This window comes from Leifsonia poae, assembly GCF_027921845.1.
Taxonomy (GTDB): domain Bacteria; phylum Actinomycetota; class Actinomycetes; order Actinomycetales; family Microbacteriaceae; genus Leifsonia; species Leifsonia poae.
The window spans coordinates 624,940-651,207 of the sequence record NZ_BSEN01000006.1 but is presented as its reverse complement, the minus strand read 5'-3'; the positions used below and the strand labels follow the sequence as shown (position 1 = coordinate 651,207).

General features: G+C 69.4%; 27 protein-coding genes. 18 read left to right on the top strand and 9 right to left on the bottom strand.

Annotated elements, in window-relative coordinates; translation table 11 throughout:
* Nucleotides 1-3: 3 nt before the first annotated feature.
* Nucleotides 4-507 carry a MarR family winged helix-turn-helix transcriptional regulator gene (locus tag PKE84_RS10130; protein WP_271177100.1) on the top strand — a complete coding sequence of 168 codons (504 nt, stop codon included), beginning with the start codon at nt 4-6 and terminating at the stop codon, nt 505-507.
* A gap of 175 nt (nt 508-682) precedes the next feature.
* Here PKE84_RS10130 and PKE84_RS10125 read toward each other — a convergent pair whose 3' ends face one another.
* On the bottom strand, nt 683-1,630 hold the full coding sequence (locus PKE84_RS10125) for a Gfo/Idh/MocA family protein (RefSeq protein ID WP_271177099.1): 948 nt from the start codon (nt 1,628-1,630) through the stop codon (nt 683-685).
* Complete coding sequence (locus PKE84_RS10120; RefSeq protein WP_271177098.1) at nt 1,630-2,811, bottom strand: ROK family transcriptional regulator; 1,182 nt, start codon at nt 2,809-2,811, stop codon at nt 1,630-1,632. The genes PKE84_RS10125 and PKE84_RS10120 overlap by 1 nt, the downstream gene beginning before the upstream one ends.
* A gap of 147 nt (nt 2,812-2,958) precedes the next feature.
* On the opposite strand from PKE84_RS10120, the gene PKE84_RS10115 reads away from it, so the two are divergent.
* The 7 genes from PKE84_RS10115 (at nt 2,959) to PKE84_RS10085 (ending at nt 9,231) form a co-directional block, all read left to right on the top strand.
* Entirely contained in the window at nt 2,959-3,711 is a 753-nt protein-coding gene (locus tag PKE84_RS10115) for an amino acid ABC transporter ATP-binding protein (protein WP_271177097.1), read from the top strand.
* A gap of 76 nt (nt 3,712-3,787) precedes the next feature.
* Nucleotides 3,788-4,738, top strand: coding sequence for a glutamate ABC transporter substrate-binding protein (locus PKE84_RS10110; RefSeq protein ID WP_271177096.1), 951 nt, complete (start codon nt 3,788-3,790; stop codon nt 4,736-4,738).
* A gap of 85 nt (nt 4,739-4,823) precedes the next feature.
* A complete protein-coding gene (locus tag PKE84_RS10105; protein WP_271177095.1) occupies nt 4,824-5,468 on the top strand; it encodes an amino acid ABC transporter permease in 645 nt (214 codons plus the stop codon).
* Nucleotides 5,465-6,430, top strand: a complete 966-nt coding sequence (locus PKE84_RS10100) for an amino acid ABC transporter permease (RefSeq protein WP_271177094.1) — start codon at nt 5,465-5,467, stop codon at nt 6,428-6,430. The genes PKE84_RS10105 and PKE84_RS10100 overlap by 4 nt, the downstream gene beginning before the upstream one ends.
* On the top strand, nt 6,423-7,439 hold the full coding sequence (locus tag PKE84_RS10095; RefSeq protein WP_271177093.1) for an asparaginase: 1,017 nt from the start codon (nt 6,423-6,425) through the stop codon (nt 7,437-7,439). Before PKE84_RS10100 ends, PKE84_RS10095 begins: the two co-directional genes overlap by 8 nt.
* On the top strand, nt 7,436-8,242 hold the full coding sequence (locus PKE84_RS10090) for a copper homeostasis protein CutC (RefSeq protein ID WP_271177092.1): 807 nt from the start codon (nt 7,436-7,438) through the stop codon (nt 8,240-8,242). Before PKE84_RS10095 ends, PKE84_RS10090 begins: the two co-directional genes overlap by 4 nt.
* A complete protein-coding gene (locus PKE84_RS10085; RefSeq protein ID WP_271177091.1) occupies nt 8,239-9,231 on the top strand; it encodes an ROK family protein in 993 nt (330 codons plus the stop codon). The genes PKE84_RS10090 and PKE84_RS10085 overlap by 4 nt, the downstream gene beginning before the upstream one ends.
* Here the strand turns inward: PKE84_RS10085 and PKE84_RS10080 are convergent.
* Entirely contained in the window at nt 9,215-9,622 is a 408-nt protein-coding gene (locus PKE84_RS10080) for a YciI family protein (RefSeq protein WP_271177090.1), read from the bottom strand. The two genes, PKE84_RS10085 and PKE84_RS10080, sit on opposite strands and share 17 nt — an antisense overlap.
* A gap of 138 nt (nt 9,623-9,760) precedes the next feature.
* Here PKE84_RS10080 and PKE84_RS10075 point away from each other — a divergent pair, with 138 nt between their 5' ends.
* The gene (locus tag PKE84_RS10075) at nt 9,761-10,693 is read left to right on the top strand and encodes an NAD-dependent epimerase/dehydratase family protein (RefSeq protein ID WP_271177148.1); all 933 of its coding nucleotides are present in this window, start codon (nt 9,761-9,763) and stop codon (nt 10,691-10,693) included.
* Nucleotides 10,690-11,613 (top strand): RNA polymerase sigma-70 factor, encoded by a 924-nt coding sequence (locus PKE84_RS10070; protein WP_271177089.1) that lies wholly within the window; start codon nt 10,690-10,692, stop codon nt 11,611-11,613. Before PKE84_RS10075 ends, PKE84_RS10070 begins: the two co-directional genes overlap by 4 nt.
* A gap of 23 nt (nt 11,614-11,636) precedes the next feature.
* Here PKE84_RS10070 and PKE84_RS10065 read toward each other — a convergent pair whose 3' ends face one another.
* The 3 genes from PKE84_RS10065 to PKE84_RS10055 form a co-directional block, all read right to left on the bottom strand.
* Nucleotides 11,637-11,972, bottom strand: coding sequence for a DUF2200 domain-containing protein (locus PKE84_RS10065; protein ID WP_271177147.1), 336 nt, complete (start codon nt 11,970-11,972; stop codon nt 11,637-11,639).
* 72 nt (nt 11,973-12,044) lie between these two features.
* Nucleotides 12,045-13,403, bottom strand: a complete 1,359-nt coding sequence (locus tag PKE84_RS10060) for a 6-phospho-beta-glucosidase (protein WP_271177088.1) — start codon at nt 13,401-13,403, stop codon at nt 12,045-12,047.
* Complete coding sequence (locus tag PKE84_RS10055; protein ID WP_271177087.1) at nt 13,400-14,176, bottom strand: DeoR/GlpR family DNA-binding transcription regulator; 777 nt, start codon at nt 14,174-14,176, stop codon at nt 13,400-13,402. Before PKE84_RS10055 ends, PKE84_RS10060 begins: the two co-directional genes overlap by 4 nt.
* 206 nt (nt 14,177-14,382) lie before the next feature.
* On the opposite strand from PKE84_RS10055, the gene PKE84_RS10050 reads away from it, so the two are divergent.
* The 4 genes from PKE84_RS10050 to PKE84_RS10035 are packed head-to-tail and all read left to right on the top strand — an operon-like array spanning nt 14,383 to nt 18,516.
* Nucleotides 14,383-15,393, top strand: a complete 1,011-nt coding sequence (locus PKE84_RS10050; RefSeq protein ID WP_271177086.1) for a carbohydrate kinase family protein — start codon at nt 14,383-14,385, stop codon at nt 15,391-15,393.
* The gene (locus tag PKE84_RS10045) at nt 15,390-16,754 is read left to right on the top strand and encodes an extracellular solute-binding protein (RefSeq protein WP_271177085.1); all 1,365 of its coding nucleotides are present in this window, start codon (nt 15,390-15,392) and stop codon (nt 16,752-16,754) included. Before PKE84_RS10050 ends, PKE84_RS10045 begins: the two co-directional genes overlap by 4 nt.
* A gap of 2 nt (nt 16,755-16,756) precedes the next feature.
* Nucleotides 16,757-17,695, top strand: coding sequence for a carbohydrate ABC transporter permease (locus PKE84_RS10040; RefSeq protein ID WP_271177084.1), 939 nt, complete (start codon nt 16,757-16,759; stop codon nt 17,693-17,695).
* Nucleotides 17,692-18,516 (top strand): carbohydrate ABC transporter permease, encoded by an 825-nt coding sequence (locus PKE84_RS10035; RefSeq protein WP_271177083.1) that lies wholly within the window; start codon nt 17,692-17,694, stop codon nt 18,514-18,516. The genes PKE84_RS10040 and PKE84_RS10035 overlap by 4 nt, the downstream gene beginning before the upstream one ends.
* A gap of 30 nt (nt 18,517-18,546) precedes the next feature.
* Here PKE84_RS10035 and PKE84_RS10030 read toward each other — a convergent pair whose 3' ends face one another.
* The gene (locus tag PKE84_RS10030) at nt 18,547-18,957 is read right to left on the bottom strand and encodes a PLD nuclease N-terminal domain-containing protein (protein ID WP_271177082.1); all 411 of its coding nucleotides are present in this window, start codon (nt 18,955-18,957) and stop codon (nt 18,547-18,549) included.
* 178 nt (nt 18,958-19,135) lie between these two features.
* Between PKE84_RS10030 and PKE84_RS10025 the strand changes: the two genes are divergently transcribed.
* Together PKE84_RS10025 and PKE84_RS10020 are read left to right on the top strand one after the other, a co-directional pair.
* Entirely contained in the window at nt 19,136-19,585 is a 450-nt protein-coding gene (locus PKE84_RS10025) for a Fur family transcriptional regulator (RefSeq protein WP_271177081.1), read from the top strand.
* A gap of 8 nt (nt 19,586-19,593) precedes the next feature.
* Complete coding sequence (locus tag PKE84_RS10020; RefSeq protein WP_271177080.1) at nt 19,594-21,087, top strand: catalase; 1,494 nt, start codon at nt 19,594-19,596, stop codon at nt 21,085-21,087.
* A 124-nt stretch (nt 21,088-21,211) separates the two neighbouring features.
* Here PKE84_RS10020 and PKE84_RS10015 read toward each other — a convergent pair whose 3' ends face one another.
* A complete protein-coding gene (locus PKE84_RS10015; RefSeq protein WP_271177079.1) occupies nt 21,212-22,126 on the bottom strand; it encodes a Vgb family protein in 915 nt (304 codons plus the stop codon).
* On the bottom strand, nt 22,123-22,824 hold the full coding sequence (locus tag PKE84_RS10010; RefSeq protein WP_271177078.1) for a PhzF family phenazine biosynthesis protein: 702 nt from the start codon (nt 22,822-22,824) through the stop codon (nt 22,123-22,125). Before PKE84_RS10010 ends, PKE84_RS10015 begins: the two co-directional genes overlap by 4 nt.
* Nucleotides 22,825-23,065: 241 nt before the next feature.
* Here PKE84_RS10010 and PKE84_RS10005 point away from each other — a divergent pair, with 241 nt between their 5' ends.
* Both PKE84_RS10005 and PKE84_RS10000 read left to right on the top strand, forming a co-directional pair.
* Nucleotides 23,066-24,199 carry a LacI family DNA-binding transcriptional regulator gene (locus PKE84_RS10005; RefSeq protein WP_271177077.1) on the top strand — a complete coding sequence of 378 codons (1,134 nt, stop codon included), beginning with the start codon at nt 23,066-23,068 and terminating at the stop codon, nt 24,197-24,199.
* 436 nt (nt 24,200-24,635) lie between these two features.
* On the top strand, nt 24,636-26,264 hold the full coding sequence (locus PKE84_RS10000) for an ABC transporter substrate-binding protein (protein ID WP_271177076.1): 1,629 nt from the start codon (nt 24,636-24,638) through the stop codon (nt 26,262-26,264).
* Nucleotides 26,265-26,268: the final 4 nt, after the last annotated feature.

Sequence of the window (26,268 nt, the reverse complement as noted above, 5' to 3'; positions counted from 1 at the left end):
AAGATGCCGCTGAATGTCGTGCGCCGCGAGCAAGAGCACCTGTACAGCCAGGGGCCGGTCAATGAGTCCGCCAAAGCACCCATCGACGCGCTCCTGCGGCTGAACCGCATCGGGGAGATCGGCATCGAGCGGGTCCGGCGATCGACGGGCCTCAGCAATCACGAATTCCACGCCATCCGGTATCTGCTGCAAGCGCAGCGGGAGGGGCGCGAACTCGGACCGAAGGACCTGATCGTGATGCTCGGGCTCTCGAGCGCATCAGTGACCAAGATCGTCGACCATCTCGTCGAACTGAACCAGCTCGAGCGCGCGCCCCACCCCACGGATCGACGCGCCTGGGTGCTCGTTCCGACGCAGGACGCCGCCACGAAGATCACCGGGGCCTACGAGACCTTCCACCGCTCACTTGTCGACGCGATGGACGCCCTTCCGGCCGCCGAGGCCGCCGTCGTCGCTCACGCGCTCAACGACATAGCGGACCGTCTCGCAGCCGAACTCGGCGAATGACGACCACCTGACGACGACCTGACGACCCTTCGACCGCGCGGCGCCTCCGACGCGACCGTCGCGCATCCGTGCCGAGCTGAGTATGGTGACGGCAAGGGATGGGGGCAGCGCCGACCCAGAGGCCCAGTCGATGTACCTGCCGCCGAAGGACGAGTACCGACCCTGACCACCCGCCTCAGGCGCCGGCAACCGTCTCGCGGTCGCCCGAACGCAGCGAGCGCCGGGCCGCGAGAGCGACGCGGAGGGCATCGACCGCACCGGTAACCGGGGAACGAAAAGGCTCAGACCCCGTCTCCACGCAGCGCAGGAAGTAGCGCGCCTGCTCGACGAACGGGTCTCCCCCGTCGCCGACCACCGCATCGACACCGTCCGACCCGACGACGTCGAGCGTGCTGCCGAACGCGAACCCCTCCGGCAGGTCGGCCGCGCTGAGCACCTGCGCGACGCCGCCTCCGGCGTATTCGATCGTCGTGGCCACGGGCTCGCCGAAGGCAGACTCTCCCGCTCCGGCCGCCGCACCGACCCGGATGCTCCGGACCGCCACCGGCGCGCCGAGCAGCAGGTTCGCCTGGTCGAAGTCATGGATGGCGAAGTCGACCACCATCCCGCCCGACTGCTCGTCGTCCTCGAGCCACGACGCCCACGTCGGTGCAGCCGACAGCCTCGTCGCCCGCACCGCACGGACCTCGCCGACCGATCCGGCGGCCACCCGCTCGGCGAGTTCGGCGTACCCACGGAAGAACCGCACCACGTGCGCCACCATCAGGATGCCCGCCGCGCGTTCCGCCGCATCCGCCACCGCGCGCGCATCCGGCACCGTGAGGGCGATCGGCTTCTCGAGCAGCACGTGGCGGCCGGCCTCCAGGGCCCGGATGGCGAGCGACGCGTGCGACGGAGTCGGGGTGCAGATCGAGACGATCGTCACGCGCGGGTCGGCGAGCACATCGTCGAGCGTGGTGGCCCAGCGGGCATCCGGCGCTGCGGCCAGCGCGGGACGACGGCGGGGTGAGACGACGGCCCGGATGGGCACCCCCAGAGCCGCCCACGCCGTAGCGTGCGCGTCGCCCATCCGGCCGGCACCGACGATGGCGACGCCGTGCGGACTCGGCAGCGGATCCCCCATCAGCGCACCCGGCGGCTGACCTCGGCGGCGTCGAACAGTTTGTCGAGCACGAGCCGTCCCGCGCCCAGCACGCCGGCGCGATCCTTGGCGATGCTCACCGCGATGTCCAGGCTGTCGGTCACCATCGGCAGGCACTCGAAGTAGATCGTGGATCGCACCCCGGCGACGAACGCCTCGGCCTCCCCCAGGATGCCGCCGAGCACGAGCCGCTGCGGGTTGAAGAAGTTCATGATGGTCGCCAGCACGCCGCCCACCCGGGTGCCCGCCTCGCGCAGCATCTGGGTGGCCAGCGGATGCGCATCCCTGGCGAGCGCCAGCACCTCGCTGGTGTCGGCCACGTCGACTCCGGCGCCCCGCAGCGCCTGCACGATCGCCGCTCCCCCGGCGACGGCGTCGAGGCATCCGGTGCGACCGCAGGAGCAGAGCACCGGCGGCGCGCCCGGCACGGTCACGTGGCTGATGTCGCCCGCCATCCCGTGATGGCCGTGATAGAGGCCGCCGGAGGCGATCACACCGCAGCCGATGCTCGAGCCCGCTTTGACGAAGACGAAATGCTGAACGTCGTCGTTCAGGCTCACGTGCTCGCCGAGCGCCATCAGGTTGGCGTCGTTGTCGGTGGCCGTCGGCAGGCCGCTGAGCGAGGTCATCATGGCGGCGACGTCGACACCGTTCCAGCCGGGCATCCGCGACGGCGAGACCATCAACCCGGTGGTCGAGTCGACGGGACCGGGCAGGCCGATGCCGAAGCCGCGCAGGCGCTGACCGGGCTCGCCGTGCTCGGCGACGAGCTCGTCGGCGACGCCCATGATCCAGGTCAGGATGCGGCGGGGTCCGTCGCCGACGTCCATGTTCTCGTTGCGCACGGCGAGCAGACGGCCGCCGAGGTCGAGCAGGCCGAAGGTGGCGTGATGCGAACCGAGGTCGACGACGCAGACGACACCGGTGGAGGGGTCGATCTCGAGCGTCCGCGGCCGGCGGCCGCCCTGGGAGACGCCTTCGCCCGCCTCCCTCACGTAGCCGGCCTCGATGAGGCCGTCGATGCGCTGAGCGACGGTGGAGGGCGACAGACCGGTCGAACGCGCGATATCCGCTCGCGAACGCGCATGCCCGGAACGGATGAGATCGAGGATCGCACCGGCTGACGAGCCGTGGCCCAGCAGGGCATCCGTCGTGCTGTTCATGGCGGCGGCGCACTCCTCTGTCGTTTGGGTAGAGACTACTGTACACACTTCGTTCGATTTCGGATTAAGTAATTCCGATATTGCGTAATACCTGGATCACTTAGTACGCTTTCGAAAACCCGAACGACGATGACGCGAGGAACCCCGATGACAGCAACGGATGCACGGCCGATGGTGAGCCTGCACGCGGTCAACAAGCACTTCGGCGAACTGCACGTGCTCAAAGACATCGAGCTGGAGGTGGCGCCCCAGGAGGTCGTGGTGGTCGTCGGCCCGTCCGGTTCCGGCAAGTCGACGCTGTGCCGCTCCATCAACCGCCTCGAGACCATCGACGAGGGCGAGATCCGGGTCGACGGCGAGCTCCTTCCCGTCGAGGGTGCCGCGCTGGCCAAGCTCCGCGCCGACGTCGGAATGGTCTTCCAGTCGTTCAACCTCTTCGCCCACCGCACGATCCTCGACAACATCACGCTCGCTCCCATCAAGGTGCGCGGTCTCAAGAAGGCCGCCGCCGAAGCCGAGGCGATGACCCTGCTCGAGCGCGTGGGGATCGCCGATAAGGCGAACAGCCACCCGGCCCAGCTCTCCGGCGGCCAGCAGCAGCGGGCTGCGATCGCCCGGGCGCTTGCGATGCAGCCCAAAGTGATGCTGTTCGACGAGCCCACCTCCGCGCTCGACCCCGAGATGGTCGGAGAAGTGCTCGAGGTCATGACCTCGCTCGCCAAGGAGGGCATGACGATGATCGTCGTCACGCACGAGATGGGCTTCGCCCGCCGCGCCGCCGACCGCGTGGTCTTCATGGACCACGGGCAGATCGTGGAGCAGGCGACCCCGGCCGACTTCTTCGACAACCCGAACTCCGAGCGCGCGCGCTCGTTCCTGGCTTCCGTCCTCTCGCACTAGCGAACGGAAGGTACCGCCCTGCACCAACCCGATCGCCCCGGCGATCCTCACCGAAGGTAAGGAAAGGACGCACCACATGACCCGCACCCCCCGCAGCACCCGCAGGAAGGCGGCAGTCGCCGGCTTCATGCTGGCGGCCGTGACGCTCTCCGTCTCGGCTTGCTCCAGCACCACCAGCCTCCCCGGCAGCGGCTCCAGCGCCAGCTCGTCGAGCGCCGACTCGGTGTTCGCCGACGCGCCCGTCGCGAAGTCGGACCTCATCCTCTCGGGCTCCACGATGGAGGCCATCAAGAAGCGCGGCAAGCTCGTCGTCGCCGAGGCCCTCGACGCCCCGCTGCTGTCGCAGCAGGACCCGACCAACCCCGACCAGGTGAACGGGTTCGACGCCGATCTCGCCAAGCTGCTCGCGATCTACATCCTGGGCAAGCCCAACGTGGAGATCGTGCCGCCGGCATCCGAGACCCGTGAGGCGATGCTGCAGAACGGCACCGTCGACGTCGTGTTCAACACCTACACGATCACCGAGGAGCGCGCGAAGCAGGTCGACTTCGCCGGACCGTACTTCGAGTCCGGCCTGGCGGTCGCCGTGAAGAGCGACAACACCAGCATCAAGAGCGTCAAGGACATCGACGGCAAGAACGTCATCGTCGGCGCCAACACCCCGGCCGTCACCGAGGTGCCCAAGGTCGCTCCGACGGCCAAGGTCACCGCGTTCGGCACCGACCCGGCGGCCGTGCAGGCGCTGATTCAGGGCCGCGGCGACGCCTACGTGCAGGACTACACGCTGCTCGCCAGCGACGCGGCCAGCGAGAAGCAGATCAAGGTCGTCGGCAACCCGTTCACCAAGGAGCCGTACGGCATCGGCCTCAAGCACGGCGACGCGGACTTCAAGTCCTTCGTCAACAACTGGCTGAAGACGATCCAGGAGGGCGGCCAGTGGGGCAAGGCGTGGAAGACCACGCTCGGCACCGTGACCGACTCCGCGGTCCCGACCCCGCCGGCGATCGGCTCGGTCCCGGGCTCCTGACCGGCCGGGATGCGGCGGAGTGCCCACACATCCTCCGCCGCATCCCCACTTCCCACCTCGACCCTTCGAACCCGGTGAGCGAATCATGAACCCCCTGATCGACAACCTCGGGCTGATCGCCCAGGCGCTCGGCACAACGCTGATGATGGCCGTCATCGCCGGCGTCGGGTCGATCGTGCTCGGTGTGCTCGTGACCGTCGCGCGCGTCAGCCCGATCCCGATCCTGCGCGCGGCCGCGTTCGCCTACGTGCAGTTCTTCATCAATGTGCCGTTGCTCGCGCTGCTGCTGCTCGCCGTGTTCGCCCTGCCGGATGCCGGCATCCTGCTGCCCCTCACGCCCACGGCGATCATCGTGCTCACCGTGTACGAGGCGGCCTATGTCGCCGAGGCCGTGCGCAGCGGTGTGAACACCGTCGGCGTCGGGCAGGTCGAGGCGTCGCGCGCACTCGGCCTGACGCTCGGCCAGTCGCTGCGCTACGTCGTCATCCCGCAGGCGCTGCGCGCCGTGGTGCAGCCGATCGGCAACGTGATGATCGCGCTCGCGATGAACACGGCCCTCGCCGCGGCGGTCGGCGTCGTCGAACTCACCGCGACCGTGAACAAGATCAACCTCGTCGCCGCGCAGCCCATCCTCATCTTCTCCGGAGCCGGACTCATCTACATGGCCATCGCGCTCGTCATCGGGCTCAGCGCCGGCTGGGTCGAACGAAAGGTGGCGATCGTCCGATGACCGCCCAGCTCATCCCCGACCGGCCGAACCAGACGCCAGGCCGACCGGATCGCGCACGTCGTTCCTCGCGCGCCCGCTCCTCGCGTACCGGCAAGCGCTCCTATGCCGCCTCCTTCATCTACGACCAGCCGGGTCCGCGCGGCAAGCGCAACATCCTGCTCGGCTCGATCGTGAGCTGCGCCGTCTTCGCGATCGTGATCGGCCTCGGGCTCTGGCAGTTCGCGTCGCACGGCCAGTTCGCTCCGGAGCGCTGGGCGCCGTTCACCGAGTGGGCGATCTGGCAGTACCTGCTGGTCGGACTGCTCGGAACGCTCGAGGCGGCCGCGATCGTGGCGGTGCTCGGCGGCCTCTTCGGCGTGCTGCTCGCCCTCGGCCGGATGAGCAACCAACGCTGGCTGCGCTGGCTCTGCTCCGCGTACATCGAGATCGCGCGCACCGTGCCGGTGCTGCTGATGATCTACCTGATGCTCTTCGGGCTCCCGCAGATCGGCATCAACCTGCCGACGCTGTGGAAGCTGGTCGTGCCCCTGACGATCGCCAACTCGGCGGTCTTCGCCGAGATCGTGCGCGCCGGCGTCGCCAGCCTGCCGCGCGGCCAGCGCGAGGCGGCCCTGAGCCTCGGCCTGCGGTCGTGGCAGGCGACGCGCTTCGTGGTGCTGCCCCAGGCTCTGCGCAACGTCGCCCCGTCGCTCGTCACCCAGCTGGTCAGCCTGCTGAAGGACACCTCGCTCGGCTACATCGTCGCCTTCACCGAGCTCCTCTACCGCGGCCAGGTGCTCGCCTCCTACCTGCACCTGCTGATCCCGACCTACATCGCCGTGACCTTCATCTACCTGGTGGTCAACGGCAGTCTCTCCGCCCTGGCGTCGCGGCTGCAGCGCGGCTCGCGCCGGCGCACCTCCCCGCTTCCGAACCTGCCGGCACTGCCGGCGGCCGATCACACGAAAGCCGCGAATGTCTGACTCCACCGGCCTCGCCGATCCCATCGATCCCACGGTCGCCGCGCTCGCCGAGCTCGCGGTCGTGACCCGTTCCGGGCTGATCGAGAGCCGTCACTTCGGCTCCCTGGTGGCCGTCGGCCCCTCGGGCGCTCCCCTGCTCGAGCTGGGTCTGCCGGATGCCGTGGTGCTGCCGCGCTCGACGGTGAAGCCCCTGCAGGCACTCGCCTGCCTGACCGCCGGCGCTCCCCTCGCCGGGCCGGAACTCGCGATCGCCGCCGGAAGTCACACCGGAGAGGACGAGCACGTGCGCGTCGTCCGCGCGATCCTCGAACGTGCCGGGCTCGACGAATCGGCGCTGGGCTGTCCCGTCGACCGCCCGGAAGACGAGGGGACCTTCGAACGCCTGGTGCGCGCGGGCGAGCCGCGTGCCCGCATCCGGATGAACTGCTCGGGCAAGCATGCGGCGATGCTGCTCGCCTGCGCGGTCAACGGCTGGTCGACGCACGACTATCTCGAGACCGCGCATCCGTTGCAGCAGCACGTGCGCTCGACGATGGCAGAGCTCACCGGAGTGCCGGTCGGCCACGACGCGATCGACGGCTGCGGCGCCCCGCTGTTCGGCACGACCGTTCGCGGTGTCGCGCAGGCCTTCCGTGCGCTCGTTCAGGCGGACGCCGACTCGCCCGCCGGCCTGGTCGCCGCCGCCATGCGCGAGCATCCGTTCTTTGTCGGCGGTTCCGGTCACCAGAACTCGACGCTGATGGAGACCGTGCCGGGAGCCCTTGCGAAGGGCGGCGCCGAGGGCGTCATCGGTGTCGCGGCGGCGGACGGCACCGCGGTGTCGATGAAGATCGTCGACGGCAGCCCGCGCGCGACGACCCTGCTCTCTCTGCGCGTGCTCGAGGCGCTCGGAACGAATGTGTCGGGCGCGACCGCGCTCACCGACCTGCCCGTGCTCGGCGGCGGCGTCCCTGTCGGTTCGATCGAGGTCGGCCACGACCTGGCGACGGCACTGGAGCGCGTCGCGTGACCCTCGTCGAGATCTGCCTCGACGACCTCGACGGCGTACCGGCGGCCGAGCGCGCCGGTGCCGACCGCGTCGAGCTCTGCGCGTCGCTCGGCGACGGCGGCATCACCCCCAGCATCGGCACGGTCGCGACGGCGTTGCGTTCGGCCCGCTCGATCGGGATCAACGTGCTCATCCGGCAGCGAGCGGGCGACTTCGTGTACAGCGCGGCGGAGGTCGACGCCATGGTCGACGACATCCGGGCGATGCGGCAGCTGCCGAACCCCTCGCACGTACCCCTCGCCTTCGTGGTCGGCGCGCTGCGCCCCGACGGCACGATCGACACGGATGCCACGCGCCGGATGCTCGACGCGGCCGGCGACTCGTCCGTCACCTTCCACAAGGCGTTCGACCAGACGCCGGACCTCGACGCCTCCCTCGACGAGCTGATCGCGCTCGGCGTCGCGCGCGTGCTGACCTCGGGCGGAGCGGCCTCGGCGCTGGAGGGCGCAGAGACGCTGGCCGCACTCGTCGCGCGTGCGGACGGCCGCATCGCGATCCTCGCCGGCGGCGGGGTGCGCGCGGCGAATGCGGCCGAGGTCGTGCGCCGTACGGGCGTCGCCGAGGTGCACCTGCGTGCGGCGACGGCGATCCCGAGCGCGTCGCGTGCTGTGGGCACGGCGGCCTCGGTCTACGACTCGGGCGTGCGCATCGCGACGTCGGAGGCGATCGTGCGCGAGCTGCTGGATGCTCTCGGGCGCGGCGACGGACGCGAACTCGGCGACGGACGCGAACTCGGCGACGGCGGAGAAGGAGCGGCTGCATGAGCGGGGCGGAGGGCGCGCGGAGCCTGCTGCTGACGCACGAGCGGGGAGCCGGCACCGCGGTGCTCGCGGTCGACCTTGGCGGCACGGCGATGAAGGGCGCTGTCGTGTCGGACCGCGGGGAGACGCTGGTCGAGCTCACCAGACCGACCCCGGCATCCGAGGTCGTCGGGGCCCTGATCTCGCTGTTCCGCGACCTGGGCGAGAGCGCATCCGGCCTGGGCTGCCGCGTCGTCGGCGCCGGCGTCGCGACCCCGGGGATGATCGACGAGGAGCGCGGGATCGTGCGCTACGCGTCGAACCTGGACTGGCGGGATGTGCCGCTGCGGGATGCCCTGCGCGACGCGCTCGACGTGCCGGTCGCGCTCGGCCACGACGTGCGCGCGGCAGGCGTTGCCGAGCGGCTGATCGGCGCGGCCCGCGGAACCGGCGACTTCGTCCTCGTGCCGATCGGCACCGGCGTGGCCGCCGCCCTCGTGACCGCGGGCGGCACCGTCACGGGCGCCACCGGCGCGGCCGGAGAATTCGGGCACATCCCTGTCGTCATCGACGGCGAGCAGTGCACCTGCGGTCAACGCGGATGCCTCGAGGTCTACGTCTCCGGCGCCGGCCTCGCCCGACGCTACGCCGCAGCGGGCGGGCCCGCCCTGAGTTCGCGCGAGATCGTCGCGCGTCTCGGCTCCGACGCCGTCGCCGACCGCGTCTGGACGCGGGCGGTCGACGTGCTCGCTCAGGGCCTCAACATCCTGACCCTGCTGCTCGACCCCGAGGTGATCGTGCTCGGCGGAGGATTCTCCCGCGCCGGCGATGCGCTGATGATCCCGCTCACGGCCCGGATGTCCGCGGGGCTGGCCTGGCGCGAGCGGCCCCGCGTGGTCCGCAGCGAACTCGGCGGGGATGCCGGACGCACGGGCGCGGCGATCCTCGCCTTCCGCGCGGCCGGGCTCGAGGCGGTCGCCGACGAGTGGCGAGCCGTCATTCCCACACCATGAACGGCCGCAGTTCGAGCTGACCGTTGCGCGCCATCGGGTGCCGCGACGCGATCTCGATCGCCTCGTCCATGCTGTCGCACTCGAGGATGTCGAACCCGCAGATCCACTCCTTGGTCTCGGTGAACGGGCCGTCGGTGACGTAGCGCTTGCCGTCGCGCACGCGCACGACCTTCGAGTTGGCCGGCTTCTCGAGCACCTCGCCGATCACGCGTTTGCCGCTGGCGTCGAGCTCGTCGACCCACAGGTCGACATCCGACTCGTCGCTGGGGCTGTCGGGCGTGGGGTCGGTGACGACGAACATCATGTACTTCATGGGTGGTCCCTTCGGATCGGCCCTGTCGGGCGCGTCGGTGGTGCCGTACGTCTGCACGTCGAACGGCGGCCGTGCCATTCGACATCTCTCGACATTCTCGTCATTCTCGTCCTGCCGCCGCGCCCGCCGCCGGCGAGTGGGCGGGGGTGTCACAGGCGGGCGGGCTGTGTCGTCTAGGGGAATGGAGGATTCGACGAGAACGGAGAGGTGGAGCAGATGCGCGTGTTCGTGGCAGGAGGCGCAGGAGTGGTGGGGCGACGGCTGGTGCCGCAGCTGGTGGCCCGCGGCCATCAGGTGACGGCGACCACGACCAGCCCGGCGAAGCTGGAGCTGCTGCGGCGCCTCGGCGCGGAGGCGGTCGTCATGGACGGGCTGGATGGCGCCTCGGTCGGCGAGGCGGTCGCCGCCGCGCATCCGGATGTCATCGTGCACCAGATGACGGCGATCGGCGTCGATCACGCCGGAAAGCCCGACCTCAAACACATCGACCGCTGGTTCGCGCTCACCAACCGGCTGCGCACCGAGGGGACGGACCACCTGCTCGCCGCGGCAGAGGCAACCGGCGTGGACCACGTCGTCGCGCAGAGCTACGGTAGCTGGAACGGGATGCGGTCGGGGGGCTGGGTGAAGACCGAGGACGAGCCCCTCGACCCGGGAGAGGGGACGATCATGCACGCGCAGTCGGCGGCCATCCGGCACCTGGAGGACGCGGTGCTCAGAGCGGGCGGCGCGGCACTCCGGTACGGGTCACTTTACGGCCCCGGCGCGACCGACGATCAGGTCGAAATGGTTCGCAAGCGGCAGTACCCGCTCGTCGGCAACGGCGAGGGGCACAGCTCCTGGCTTCATCTGGATGACGCGGCCGGGGCTACGGTGCTGGCCGTCGAGCAGCGTGCAACGGGCGTCTTCAACATCGTCGACGACGAACCGGCCGCCGCCAACGACTGGCTGCCGTTCCTCGCGGCGAGTGCCGGGGGGAAGCCGCCCATGCGGGTGCCCGTCTGGCTGGCCGGGATGCTCGCCGGCGAGGCCGCGGTCATCATGATGACCGAGGGTCGCGCGTTCTCCAACACGAAGGCGAAACGCGACCTCGGCTGGCGACTGCACTACCCGTCGTGGCGCGATGGCTTCGCGAAGGGCCTCGCATGACGCGGCTCGAGGAGTTCGAGGACCTGCGACCGCTGCTCTTCTCGATCGCCTACCGGCTCCTCGGGACGGTGAGCGAGGCCGAGGACGCCGTGCAGGAGACCTGGCTGCGCTACTCGGGCGCGGCGACCACACCCACCTCGGCCAAGGCGTATCTGTCGGCGATCGTGACCCGCGTCTCGATCGACGTGCTCCGGTCGGCCAGGGTACGGCGCGAGGAGTACGTCGGCACCTGGTTCCCCGAGCCGCTGGCGTCCGATCCGTACGAGGATCCCGAGCGTGCAGCCGAACTTGCCGACTCGGTATCGATGGCGGCGTTGCTGCTGCTCGAGCAGCTCACCCCACTGGAGCGGGCCGTCTTCGTGCTGCGCGAGGTGTTCGCGTTCGACTTCCCCGAGATCGCGTCGGCCGTCGGACGTTCGGAGGCCGCGTGCCGCCAGCTCGCGGTGCGCGCACGACGCCACATGGATGAGGGACGCCCCCGGTTCGAGGCGGACCGGCGTGCGCGGGACGAGCTCGCGTCGCGGTTCCTGGAGGCCATCCGCGACGGCCAGGTCGAGGGGCTCACCGACCTGCTGGCCGCCGACGTGCAGATGCTCGGCGACGGCGGAGGCAAGGCACCTCAGTGGGCGAGGGCCGTGTCCGGCGCGGACAAGGTCTCGCGTGTGCTGGCCTCGATGATGCCGCTGTTCTTCCAGATCGGCGGAACACTCGAACCGCACAGCCTGAACGGCCAGCCGGGCGCGATCTTCCGCGACCGCAACAACGAGGTCGTGAACACCTGGACCCTCGATGTCGTCGACGGCCGCATCCAGACCATCCGGACCGTGATCAACCCGGACAAGCTCGGCCACCTGGGACCGGTCGCCGATGCGTGGGCCGTGGTGCGCGAGGCGAACGAGGCGCGGCGCCCGTCGCACTGAGTCTCAGGCGGTCGCACTGAGTCTCAGGCGGTCGAGCCTCGCAGGATGGACTCCATCTTCTTGCCACGCGCCAGCTCGTCGACCAGCTTGTCCATGTAGCGGATCTTCTGCATCAGCGGATCCTCGATCTCCTCCACGCGGACGCCGCAGATCACTCCCGTGATGAGCGACACGTGGGGGTTCATCGCCGGGGCCTCCGCGAAGAACGTCGCGAGGTCGGAGCCGTCGGCGATGACGTCGTCCAGACCCTGCTTCGTGTAGCCGGTGAGCCAGGTGACGACCCGGTCGAGGTCGTCCTGGCTCTTGCCCTTGCGCTCCACTTTTGTGACGTAGAGCGGGTAGATCCGCGCGAAGGGCATTGCGGAGAGTCGCGATTCGGTCACGCACACCAGGGTACCGCCGGTGGGCGCGCTGCGCTCGGCGCTCGGCGCTCAGCGCGTGAGCACCGCCGCGACCTCGGGGATGCGCTCGATGTACCCGGCCAGCAACCCGCGGGCGACCGTCACGCTGTCGACCAGCGGGTGCAGGGCGAACGCCTTGAGCGCCTCGTCCTTCGAGCCGGTGAGCGCCGCCGCGATGGTGTGCCGCTCGACGTCCTTCACCTGCGACATCAGACCGAGCTGGTGGAGGTCTGGCTGCGACGTCGAGAGGGGGTGGACACCGTTCGCGTCGACCATCGTCGGAACCTCGACGACGGCGTCGTCGGGCAGCCCCTTGATCGTGCCCTGGTTGCGCACGTTGAGGATCATCGTCTGGGGCTCGTTGCGGCTGATCGCGGCCATCACACCGAGCGCGACGCCGGCGTAGCCCTGGTGGGCCGGGTCCGCCTCGCGTTCGCGGGTGTGGGTCGGCTCGTCCTGCGTGCCGCCCTTCGCCTCGGCCATGTAGCTGGCGCTGCGGCGCTCGACCGTCTGGCGCCAGAGCTCGGCCACGCCGTCGCCGGCGGCCGCGGCGCGCGCGTAGAAGTCCGTCTGCGAACGTGCGAGGAAGTCGCCGCGGGTCGCGCCCGAGTCGATGATGGTGCGCACCGCATCCCGGTTGAAGTAGTAGTAGTACAGGTACTCGTTGGGGATGCTGCCGAGCGAGCGGATCCAGTCGAGGCCGAAGACGTGCCCCTCCTCCATCAGGCCCAGCTTCTCGTCGTCCGCGAGCAGTTCCGGCAGCAGGTCGCGGCCGTCGTACATGACGCGGCGCATCCAGCCCAGGTGGTTGAGCCCCACGTAGTCCATCTGCACGCGGGTGTGGTCGAGCCCCATCAGGCCCGCGACGCGACGGCCGAGGCCGGACGGGGTGTCGCAGATGCCGAGCACGCGGTCGCCGAGCACCGACTGCATGGCCTCGGTGATGATGCCGGCCGGGTTCGTGAAGTTCATCACGTACGCGTTCGGTGCGAGATCCCGGATGGCGCGAGCCGCCTCCACCATGACCGGCACGGTGCGGATGGCGTACGCGAGGCCGCCGGGACCGGTGGTCTCCTGGCCCAGCACGTTCAGGTCGAGGGCGACGTGCTCGTCGCAACGGCGACCCTCGAGCCCGCCGACCCGGAGCGCGGCGAACACGTAGTCGCTGCCCTCGACCGCCTCGTGGAGGCTGGTCGTCGGCTTCAGCACTGGAGCATCCGGGAAGTCGGCGGCGAGTTCGCGCAGGATCGCGACCATCGCGTGGAGCCTCACCTCGTCCACGTCGTAGAGCGCCACCTCCTCGACACGCGGCGAACCGGTGTCGCGCAGCAGGGCCTGGTACACGTACGGGGTGCGGAATCCGCCGCCTCCGAGAATGCAGAGCTTCATACGACTGTGACCTCTCCGCCGGCATTGCGGCATAGTGCGATCGTCTCTTCCGGCGCGCCGGAGGTGGTGACCAGCACGTCGACATCGGTGAGGGAGCACAGGCGCAGGGCGCCGGTGCCGGGGAACTTGGCTTCGCTGGCGAGCAGCACGACCTTGTCGGACGCCGCGATCATCGACTGCTTGATGGGGGCCTCGACGGCCATGTTGTCGACGACGTGCCCGTTGGCGCGCACGCCCGTGCAGCTCAGGAAGACCACGTCGGCGCTGATCTGGCTGAGCGCGAGTTCGGCGAGCGATCCGACGAGGCTGCGGTAGTTGCGGCGCACCACGCCGCCGAGCAGCACGACGCGCACCGCCTCGTCGTCGCGCAGTTCGTCGAATACGGCGAGGTTGGAGGTGATGACGGTGATGTCGCGACCACGCAGCCGGCGGGCGAGCAGGGGCGTCGTCGTGCCGATGTCGAGGATGATCACGCTGCCGTCCACGACCATCTCGGCCGCGGCGTCGGCGATCGCGGTCTTCAGGTGGACATCGGCGGTGCCGTCGAACTCGCCCTCCCAGGCCTGGCCGCCGTGCTCCTCGACGGTCGTGCCCGGTTTGAGCATCGCGCCGCCGTAGGTGCGGGTGAGCTCGCCGTTGCGGTCGAGGATCTCGAGATCGCGCCGGATGGTCGACTCGCTCACGTCGAGAGCGACAGCGAGTTCCCTGACCGAGGCAGCACCGTCGGCGCGGAGCGCGCTGATGATGCGGTTCTGCCGGTCTCTCAGGATCATGCTCGTCAGCCTAGCGGGAAATGAGCAGAGTTGAGCAAACTCCGTCAGAGAATTCTCACAGTCGCGCAGACTTAACAAAACTGCGTCATATGGGTAACGTGGACGAAACATCGGCTACCCAGGCTGGGCTACGACATCACGCTGACCCGCGGAAGATGAGCAAACCTGAGCAGCCGCCCGCGGATCCGCAACGACGAGGAGTCCCTGTGCCGACAGAACAGCACGCCGTGAGCACCACCGACGGCGCCGACCTGCTTTTCGCGGGTGAGGTGTTCTGCGACCTCGTGTTCTCCGGGGTGCCGATGCCCGAGGTCGGAGCCGAGGTCTACGCCGACGGCTTCGCAGTGACTCCGGGCGGCGTCGCCAACCGGGCCGTCGCCGCCGCCAGGGTCGGAGCGCGCACCATGCTCCTCTCGCGCCTCGGCGACGACCCGATCGGCTCGCACATCCACGCCATGCTCGACGCGGAGCCCGACCTCGACACGCGACTGCTGGAGAGCGTCCCCGGTCACCAGAGCCCCGTCAGCGTTTCGCTCACCGGCGCGCACGACCGCAGCTTCATCACGTACCAGGAAGACCTCGGCCACCTGCAGCTGCCGGAGGGCGTCGGCCCCATCGGCGCCACCCACGTCGGCATCGCCCACGAGCTGCCCGCCTGGGTCGGCCGGCTGCGCGCCGCCGGAACGACGGTCGTGGGTGGCGTCGGCTGGGACTCGACGGGCGAATGGTCGGCGGATCTGCTCACGCGGCTGGCCGAGGTCGACGTCTTCGTGCCGAACGACGTGGAGGCGATGCGCTACACCCGCACCGACGACGCGGTGACCGCCGCCAAGGTGCTCGCCGAGCGCGTCCCGCTCGCCGTCGTCACCCGCGGACCGCACGGGGTCGTCGCCGTCGACTCCGCCGCGGGCTGCGTCGTCGAGGTGCCGACCGTCTCCGTCACGGCCGTCGACCCGACAGGGGCCGGCGACGTGTTCGTCGCCACCTTCATGGCGTCCGCCGGCCACGGCTGGACGCTCGAGTCGCGCCTCCGCTTCGCCGGACTCGCCGCGTCCATCTCGGTCACGGGGTTCGGCGGTGCAGCCAGCGCGCCTACGATGGCCGGTCTGCGCTCGTACGTCGCCGACAGGCATCCGGACGGCGACTGGTCGTTCCTCCTCGACTCCCCCGACCACCGACCGCACAGCACGACCGCACACGAAAAGGAACAACGATGAAGAACACCAGGAAGATCCCGCTTCTCGTGGGAGTCGCCGCCGCGCTCGCGCTCGGCCTCGCCGCCTGTGCACCGGGCTCCGGCAGCGGCTCGTCGGCCAGCCAGAGCCTCGGGCCGGTGTCGAAGAACGTGGGCTCCGACAAGATCACGCTCACCGTCTGGGACCAGAACACCGACGGCGGCATCGACACCGCGCAGCAGCAGCTGAACACGGCGTTCGAGAAGAAGTACCCCAACGTCACCATCAAGCGCGTCTCGCGGTCGTTCACCGACCTCAAGACCACGCTCAAGCTCGCCCTCTCCGGTTCGAACCCGCCCGACGTCGTGCAGGCGAACCAGGGCTACCCCGACATGGGCGCCTTCGTGAAGGCGGGCCTGCTGCGGCCGATCAACGACTACGCCGGCCTCTACGGCTGGAACGACTACTACCCGTCGAGCCTGCTGAAGCTCAACTCGTTCTCCTCCGACGGCAAGACCTGGCAGGGCGACAAGCTCTACGGCGTCTCGCAGACCGGTGAGCTGGTCGGCGTCTACTACAACCGCGAGATCCTCTCGAAGCTGGGCGTGGAAGCGCCCACCAGCCTCACCGAGCTCTCGGACGACATGGCCAAGGCGAAGGCGAAGGGCATCCTGCCGCTCAGCTACGGCGACGTGGAGAAGAGCCCCGGCATCCACCTGTACGGCGTGGTGCAGGGAGCGCTCGCCGGCCAGAAGACGGTGAACGATCTGGTCACCTCGACCAGCGGCGCGTGGACCGACCCGGTCAACGTGCAGGCCGCCAAGACGATCCAGGACTGGCAGACCAAGGGCTACCTGACGCCCGGTGCCAACGGCGTCTCGCGGGATGCCGCGGTCGCCACTTTCGGCAAGGGAGGCTCCGCCTTCCTCATCACCGGCACCTGGTACCAGGCGTCGCTCGAGGAGTCGTCGCTCGGCAAGACGGGAGTCGGCTTCACCGCTCTGAAGCCCGAAGGCGCGAGCACGCCGGTCACCACCGGCGGTGAAGGACTCGCCTGGGCGCTCACGTCGAAGACCAAGCACCCGGATGCCGCTGCCGCCTACGTGAACTTCATCACCGACCGCAGCGCATCCGAGACCCTGGTGAAGACGGGCAACCTGCCCACCGTGGTGCCGGACGACGACAAGCCGGCCGACGGCACCCTGGCCGGCGACATCACCAGCCACTACAAGACGATCTCGTCGGGCAACGGCATCGTGCCCTACCTCGACTACACGACGTCGACGTTCTACGACACCCTGACCGCCGCGATGCAGGACCTCGTGGCCGGCAAGGCGACGCCCGAGCAGTTCACGAAGACACTGCAGGACGACTACACGAAGTTCCAGTCGAGCCGCGGCTGACCGTGACCGAGACCACCACCGCGCAGACCCCGAGGGGCACGGCCACCCGCCGCGCCCCTCGGGCGACGCGCCGCCGACGCCGCAGCAAGGTCGCGTACCTGTACGTGCTCCCCGCCTTCGTGGTGTTCGCGATCTTCCTGGGCGTGCCGTTCGTCCAGACCTTCCAGTACTCCTTCTACGACTGGGACGGCCTGTCGGCCGCGACCTGGGCGGGTTTCGCCAACTACCTGTCGGTCGTGCAGGACGAGGAGCTGCGTAACGCGTTCGCCCACGCCCTCGTGCTGATGATCTTCTACTCGGTCATCCCGGTGGCCATCGCACTGTTCCTCACGGCACTGATCTCGCGGGCCAACACGATGCGCGGAATGTCGTTCTTCCGTACGGCACTGTTCCTGCCCCAGGTGATCGCCTCCGTGGTCGTCGCCACGATCTGGGTCTCCATCTACTCCACCGACGGACTGATCAACCAGGTGCTGCGGGCGATCGGCCTGGGCGACCTCGCCCGCGTGTGGCTGGGCGACTACTCGACGGCGCTGGTCGCCATCGGGTTCGTCGGCACCTGGCTCAATATCGGGCTCTGCCTCGTGCTGTTCCTCTCGGGTGTCGGCAACATCGAGCCGGTGCTGTTCGAGGCGGCCAGGATCGACGGGGCCTCGGCGCGCCGCGAATTCTTCGCGATCACGCTGCCATCGCTGCGCGGCCAGATCGCCGTGGCACTGACGCTCACGATCGTCTCCGCGCTCAAGACCTTCGACCTCGTCTACATCACCACGAAAGGCGGACCGGGAACGTCGACCACGGTGCCCGCCTTCGAGGCGTACAACCGGGCGTTCAACACGGGCCAGGTCGGCTCGGCCGCCGCGGTGGCCATCGCCCTCACCGTGGTGATCATGATCGTCACCGCCCTGATCAGCCGTCTGCAGCCGAAGGACGCCGAATGAGAATCTCCCGGCTCGAGAAGAGCGTCAACTACGTCATCCTGTCGCTGTTCGCGCTGTTCGCGATCATCCCCCTGATCGGTGTGCTGTTCTCCGCGGTGACCCCGCCGTCGCAGAACAGCGGCGCGTTCACGGTGCCGACGACAATCGACCTCGGCAACTTCGGGGCCGCCTGGAACCAGGGGCACTTCGCGTCGTACATGGGCTCGAGCATCCTGGTCACGGTGTCGGTGGTCGTGCTGACCGCCGTGCTCTCCGTGCTCGCGGGATTCGCGTTCGCACGCCTCGACTTCTTCGGGTCGAACGTGATCTTCTTCCTGATGCTGGCCGGGCTGATGCTGCCGGCCGAGGCGTTCATCATCCCGCTCTACTTCAACCTGCGCAGCGTCGGGCTCTCCGACACCTATGCGGCGCTGATCCTGCCGCAGACCGCGCAATCGCTGGCGTTCGGCATCTTCTGGATGCGCAACCAGTTCCGCACCTTCCCCGGCCAGATCATCGAGGCGGCCCGGCTCGACGGCGCCCGCGACTTCCGGATGCTCTGGCAGGTCATCGTCCCCCCGTCGCTCGCACCGATCATGACGATGTGCGTGCTCGTGGCGATGTGGACCTGGAACGAGTTCCTCATCCCCCTGGTGCTCATCACCTCGGAGGACAAACGCACGGCGCCGCTGGGACTCGCGTTCTTCCAGGGCGAGCACCTCACCGACTACTCGCTGCTCGCCGCGGCGGGGATCATCGTGGCGCTGCCGATCGTGATCCTGTACTTCATCCTGCAGAAGCGGTTCATCTCGGGGATGCTCGGCGGCATCGCGACGAAGTAGGCGGCTCGGCGGCTCTTCGGCCGCAGCCGCTTACGACGGATCGCGCGTCGTGTCGGCGGACCCTTCCGGAAGCGCGCGCGAATCGTCCTCGCCGAGTTGCTGCTGGATCTTCTGCAGCCGCGCCTTCTTCTCGTAGAACTCGATCTCTCGGTCGAGTTCGGCCAGCTGCTCCTCCGTCGTCAGCGCGCGCTGATGGTGCTGCTGCGGCGCAGGAGCTGCCGCGGCGCGACGCGGAGCGAACGAGACGCCGCCGCCGTTCTGGGTGCCGTACTCGCGGCCGACCGCGAACCAGATGATGCTGCCGACGAGGGGCAGCAGGATCACGATGATGATCCACACCATCTTCGGGAGGTGCCGCACCTGCCACTCGTCGCGCGTGATGATGTCGATGAGGGCGATGATGAACGCGAGGAACGTCACGGCCGAGATGAGAACGAACATGGCCAGGATTCTATGGGTCGGCTGTGCCTCCGCAATCCGGCCGGACGGTTTAATCCGGTCATGCGGGCACCCCAGTTCGGGTGCGGCTCGCACTGGGCGAGGGTGGGCGACGCGCGTATGCCACGCCCGGCATGCACCTTCTTTTGAGTCGTTCAAAATAAGTCGCTAGGCTCGAGGAATGGACACGGCACAGCTCGAGAGCGGCCTCCGCTCGGCGGGGCTGCGCGTCACCTCCGGTCGTCTCGCGGTGCTTGCAGCCCTCGACGACCGGCCGCACACGGATGCCGACACGGTCTTCCGGGCGGTCATCGCCGAGTTGCCGGGCACGTCGCTGCAGAGCGTCTACAACGTCCTCGGCGACCTGACGACGGCCGGCCTCGTGCGGCGCATCGAGCCGGCCGGCTCGGCTGCGCTCTACGAGCGGCGCATCGGCGACAACCACCACCACATCGTCTGCAGTTCCTGCGGTGCGGTGGCCGACGTCGACTGCGTCGTGGGGCACGCTCCGTGCCTCACGCCGTCCGACGCATCCGGATTCGCGGTGACCACCGCAGAGGTGACCTTCTGGGGACTGTGCCCGTCCTGCCAACAGCGCGCTGCGGGGGAATCGCAGCACGCCGAGCTATAAGGAGATCAATGTCGGAGAACTACACGACCACCCAGACCGGTACCCCGGTCGCCAGCGACGCGCACTCGCTGAGCGCAGGAGCGGACGGCGCGGTCGCGCTGCACGACCGGTACCTCGTGGAGAAGCTCGCCCAGTTCAACCGTGAGCGCATCCCGGAGCGGATCGTCCACGCGAAGGGCGGCGGTGCTTTCGGCGAGTTCACGGTGACGGGTGACGTGTCGCGGTTCACGCGGGCCGCGGTGTTCCAGCCGGGCACCGTGACCGAGACGGTGCAGCGGTTCTCGTCGGTCGCCGGCGAGCAGGGCTCGCCCGACACCTGGCGCGATGTGCGCGGCTTCTCGGTGAAGTTCTACACCAGCGAGGGCAACTACGACATCGTCGGCAACAACACCCCGGTGTTCTTCATCCGTGACGGCATCAAGTTCCCCGACTTCATCCACTCGCAGAAGCGCCTGCCGGGCTCCGGACTGCGCGACGCGGACATGCAGTGGGACTTCTGGACGCTGTCGCCGGAGTCGGCGCACCAGGTGACGTACCTGATGGGCGACCGCGGCATCCCGCGTTCGTGGCGTCACATGCCGGGCTACGGCTCGCACACCTACCAGTGGATCAATGCCGAGGGCGCCCGCTTCTGGGTGAAGTACCACTTCCACGCGCTGCAGGGCAACGAGCAGATGGAGGGTGCCGAGGCGGAGGCCATCGCCGGCGCGGATGCGGACTACTACCGCCGCGACCTGTACGAGGCCATCGAACGCGGCGACTTCCCCTCGTGGAAGGTGTCGGTGCAGGTCATGCCGTACGACGAGGCAGCGACCTACCGCTTCAACCCGTTCGACCTCACGAAGGTCTGGCCGCACGAGGACTACCCGCTGATCGAGCTCGGCGTGCACACGCTCAACCGCAACCCGGAGAACTTCTTCGCGCAGATCGAGCAGGCGGCGTTCTCGCCGGCCAACACTGTGCCGGGCATCGACATCAGCCCCGACAAGATGCTGATGGCGCGTGTGTTCTCGTATCCGGATGCTCAGCGCTACCGCGTCGGCACCAACTACAACGAGCTGCCGGTGAACGCTCCGGTCGCCCCGGTGCACAACTACTCGCAGGACGGCTCGACCCGCCACGGCTTCTCCCCGGCGAGCACGCCGGTGTACGCGCCCAACTCGACCGGCGGTCCCGTCGCCGACGAGGCCCGCGCCGGAGCCGGGAGCTGGGAGTCGGACGGCGAGCTGCTGCGCTCGGCCGCGACCCTGCACCCGGCGGACGACGACTTCGGTCAGGCCGGCACGCTCTACCGCGAGGTGTTCGACGACGCCGCCAAGGAGCGCTTCCTCGAGACGATCACCGGCGCGGTCGGCGGCGTGAAGAGCGACGAGATCCGCGAGCGCGCGATCGGCTACTGGACCAAGGTCGACGCCACGCTCGGCGCCGCTCTGCGCGCGAACCTCGCCTCGGGCGAGCAGACCGCGGACGAGGCCGCCGAGTACGTCGGCGTAGCCGACTAGCCGTCTAGCCGTCCCCATCCGTTGAGGGGTGGCAAATCAGCCTAAACACGCCGGTGGAAGGCGGATTTGCTGCCCCTCAACGAAGCGGGATCGCGTCAGCGGGCCCGAACGGCGCGGGTTCGCGTCAGCGGGCGGAGACCGGGGCGAGCTCGGCGAGCGCGCCGGACTCGAGGGCGACCCACACGGTGCCGTCCTCCGCGACCGCGATGCCGTGCGGCTCGCTCTCGGGGTCGGGCAGGTCGTGCGTGACGACCGTGCCGTCGTCGGCGACCGACGCGACCTGGCCGGTGCCCCACAGCGTCACCCACACGCCATCCGCCGGATCCGCCGCCACCGCGTGCGGCTTCGACCCGGTCTCGAGGGGGAACTCGGTGAGCGTTCCGTTGCGCTGAACCCGGGCCAGAGCATCCGCCAGGATCTCGGCCACCCAGACCGCGCCGTCCCCGGCCACCGCGATGCCCACCGGGCCCGCCGGATCACGCGGAAGCTCCGTGAAGGCGATCGCGGCGTCGCCACCGCGCACATGCCCGATCGTGCCGGCCGCGTTGAGGGTGAACCAGAGGCTGTCACCCGTGGTGGCGATCATCGAGACGAACGACCCCGCGCGCCCCACCGGGAACTCGTCGACGCGCCCCAGGATGTCGATCCGTCCGAGGGCATCCGCCCCCAGCTCGGTGAACCAGGTCGTGCCGTCGTCCAGCGCGACGACACCGAACGGCTGGGCATCCGGCGTGGGGACCGCGACGCTCGTGACCGTGACGATCGCGCCGTCGGCGACATCGAGCAGCACCAGTCGGTTGCCGGTCGTGTCCGTGACCCACACGCTCGTGTCGTTCGCGGCGGCGAGCTGCGACGGCTGCGCCGGCCGCCCCTCCGCGCCGAGCGCGAGGTAGGCGACGGTGCCGTCGGCGTCACGACGCCCGACCCGTCCGCCGTGCACGAGCGTGAACCAGACGGCGCCGTCGCGCGTCACGGCAACGCCGTACGGGCCCTCCCCCGGCTCACCGACCGGATGCTCGACGACGGTTCTGCCGATCACAGGCTCACCGCGATGGTGCGGTCGTAGATGGTGCGGCCTCCGACGCGCACCAGGCCGTCGTCGCCCCGCTCGGTGAAGAGCTCGGAGCCCTCGCCCTGGCTGATGCTCAGGTCGCGTCCGAGCCGCGTCGTGACGGCGATCGCGGCGGCGCCGGTCGCCTCGTCTTCGATGATCCCCATCGCCGGCGCGAACATCCGGGCGCGCAGCAGGCCCTTCTCCTCGTCGAGCCAGGCGTAGGCGTAGTGCTGGCCGCTGGTGAAGGCGAGCGGATCGAGTGCGTCGACGTCCTCCGGCGACCGCAGGGGCAGCCATTCGAAGGTCGGCGTCCACGCGGGATCGGCGGTGATCCAGGTCAGGTTGCCGTCGTCGCGCACGGTGACATCGCCGGCCTTCTCGTGCAGCACGGCGACGGACATGTGCTCGTGGGCGAGCCACCAGGCGGTGCCGACACTCGGATGCCCGGCGAAGGGCAGTTCGCTGGCCGGCGTGAAGATCCGGATGGTCGCGCCGCGCCCCTCGGGAGCATCCGGCCCGACCTCGTCGACGAAGACGGTCTCGCTGAAGCCGAGTCCCGTCGCGATCTCCTGCTCCCTGTTGTGCGTCGCGGGGCTGCTTCGCAGGATGCCCAGCTCGTTGCCGTTGGCGCCCCGGTCGTCGGTGAAGACCCGCACCACTACTACGTCGATCGTCTCAGCCATGAAGCCAGCCTCCCACGGACGGGCCTGCGGCGCCTCCCCCACTCGTGCGGCCGCATCCGCGCCGCCCCCGCGCCCCGCCGCGCCCGCACCCACAATCGAGTCCGAACTTGTTGCTGCGAAGCGCGGCGTGTCGCGGAAACAAGTTCGGACTCGATTGCGGGGGCGGGGGCGGACGGAGCGGAGGCGCGAGCGGGGCGGGGAGCCGGCGGGACGGGAGCCGTCGGCGGGCTGCGTATCATTGGTGTGCTCGAAGCCCGGAGGGAGCGCGCTCATCGGCAAGATACCCACCGTCTACGACGTCGCCACCCATGCCGGCGTCTCCATCGCGACCGTTTCGCGGGTCTTCAGCAGACCCGACACGGTCAAGCCGGCGACGCGGGAGCGCGTGCTCGCCTCGGTGGATGCGCTGGGCTACGTCCCGAGCGGATCCGCCCGCAACCTCGCAGCGCGCCGCACCGGCGTGATCGGGCTCTTCTTCCCCGGACTCGACGCGATGGACGACATCGCCGACATCCCGTTCGACGCCGACAGGCCGTCCACGGGCTCCGCCACGATCGTGCGCGACGTCTCCGGCGCGGTCGACACCCGGCCGCTGAATCTGTACTTCGACGAGGTGCTGCGGGGCAGCGAGGTCGAGGCCTGGCGCAGCGGCTTCGTCCTGCTCGTCGGCGTCGGCCGCGGCGAGACCGCCCACGACACCGTGCGCGACATGGCCGGCCGCGTCGACGGACTCATCGTGCTCGCCGGGAGTGCGAGCGAAGAGGAGCTCGGCCAGCTGGCGCGCCGCATCCCGGTGGTGGTCATGGCCGGCCCGCGCCGCGGCGACGCACTCGACCACGTCTCGGTCAGCAACACCGAGGGAATGCACGCGCTGGTCACGCACCTGCTCGACGACCTCGACGTCACCGATCTGGTCTACGTGGCCGGCAGCGCGGACTCCCCCGACGACCTCGAGCGGTGGGACGGTTTCCGCAGCGCGCTGCTCGAGCACGGGATCACACCCCCGGACGAACCGCAGCTGAGAGGCGACTTCACCCGCGACGGCGGGCGGCGTGCCGGGCGTGAGCTCCTCGCCCGTCCGACGCTGCCGCGCGCGGTGGTATGCGCGAACGACCAGATGGCGCTCGGCGTGATCGATGCAGCGCGCATCGCCGAGATCGCGGTCCCGGATGCACTGATCGTGACCGGGTTCGACGGAATCGATGCCGGACGCCTCTCGACGCCGCGACTCACGACCGTGCGGCAGCCGATGGAGCTGCTCGGGCGGGCCGCGGTGCAGGCGTTGGTGCGCCGGCTCGCCGACCCGGATCGGCCGGCGACCTCCGTGAGGCTGCCCGTCGAGGTCATCCTGCGCGAGAGTTCCGAGCGCTGCTGAGGGCGTTCGAGGAGTTCGCTCGGGGCCCGTGTTCACGCGATTCGTTCGAGCGTATCTGCGGATCCTCGGATACGTTCCGCCCAACGCCGATGGCCGGGCGGTTCCGCAATTCCGGAAGTCCGAAGCGACGCGCCGCGCGGTTCCGCACAACACCGGAAGATCGGCGCCAACCTCGACCGGACTTCCGGAATTGTGCCCCGGTTCGCGACCGACCGGCCCTGCGACTCGGCTTGCAATTCAAAATGTATGCGCTTACACTCGTGGCGAACCCCACCACGGCGATCGGTCACCTGCGGTGGCGCCACGCGGGAACGAGCCCGCCGGCGCCGCCCGGACCGGTCGCCGCGGACGAGCAAGGACGGTGGCGATGACGCACACGAAACACGACACTCCCGGAAGGTCCCGGCCCACGGCCGGTCGATCTCGGCGCGCCCGGATGGCGATCCTCGCGACCGTCGCCGCCGCCGGGCTGCTCCTCTCCGGCTGCAGCATCCAGATCAAGAGCGAGCAGGACCCGTCGATCCCCGCCGACACCATGCTGCTGGCGGCCGACAAGGGCACGCCGATGATGGAGCGCAACTTCAACCCGTTCGCGGTGAACAAGCGCGCAGCGTCCACCTACATGTACGAGCCGCTGACGGTCATCAACGTGCTCGACGGCACCCAGACGATGTGGCTGGCGAGCGCCGTCGACCTGCCCGACGCCAAGACCATCGACTACACGATCCGCAGCGGCGTCACCTGGTCGGACGGCAAGCCGTTCACCCCCGCCGACGTCGTCTTCACGTTCGACCTCATCAAGAAGTTCCCGGCGCTCGACCTGAAGGGTGCGTGGCAGCACATCGCCAGCATCGAGGTGAAGGGCGAGCACGTGATCTTCCACCTCAAGGAGGCGGATGCACCGGCGGCCGACGTCATCTCCCAGACGCTGATGGTCCCCGAGCACATCTGGAAGAACCAGGAGCACCCGGACACCTGGCGCAACCCCGACCCGGTCGGCACCGGTCCGTACACGCTCGGCAACTTCTCGTCGCAGCAGTACACGATGGACAAGAACGAGTCGTACTGGCAGGCCGACAAGGTGCAGGTGAAGCACCTCGTGCTCCCCTCGGCCACCAGCGAGCTCGACATCGCCACCAAGGGCTTCGATTGGGCGTACGCCTTCATGAGCGATGTGAAGGGCACCTGGCTCTCGGCGAACCCGAACAACAAGTACTGGTTCCCGCCGGGCGGCGTGATCAGCCTCATGCCGAACCTCACGATGAAGCCGTTCAACGACATCAACGTGCGCCGCGGCATCGCGCTCGCGCTCGACAAGGACAAGATCGCCGACTCGGCGACCGAGGGCTACCTTACGGCCGCGGGTCAGACGGGCCTCATGCTGCCGAACCAGGAGGCCGAGCTCGACACCTCGATCCCGGACAAAGGCATCATCGCCCAGAACACCAAGGCGGCCCTCGCGGCGTTCGCGGCGTCGGGCTACACGCAGCAGGGTGACAAGTTGGTCGGCCGCGACGGCAAGCAGCTCGCCTTCTCGATCACCACGGCGAACGGGTACTCGGACTGGCTGCGCGCCGTGCAGGAGGTGCGCAAGGAACTCGGCGCACTCGGCATCGACGTGAGCATCAAGCAGCCGCAGCCGCCGGGCTACCAGCAGGCCATCCAGAACGGCGACTTCCAGGTCGCGATGGGCGGCATGGGCGGCGGCATCATCTTCCAGAACTACAACGGCCTGCTCAACAGCGCGTTCGCCACCCCGATCGGCAAGCCGACGGCCAGCAACTTCCAGCGCTACAAGAGCCCGAGCACGGATGCCCTGCTGCAGGAGTACAAGTCGAGCACCGACGACGCCGAGCGGCTGGCCATCAGCCACCGCCTGCAGAACGTCGTCTACGACGAGCTGCCCGTCATCGGCCTCTACTACGGCGGACTCTGGGGTCTCTACAACGACGCCAAGTTCACCGGATGGCCGGACGCGAAGAACCCGTACGCGCCTCCGCAGACCTACGACCAGACCCCGCTCCTGGTGTTCACGCACCTCAAGCTCCGGAAGGAGGGCGAGTAACACC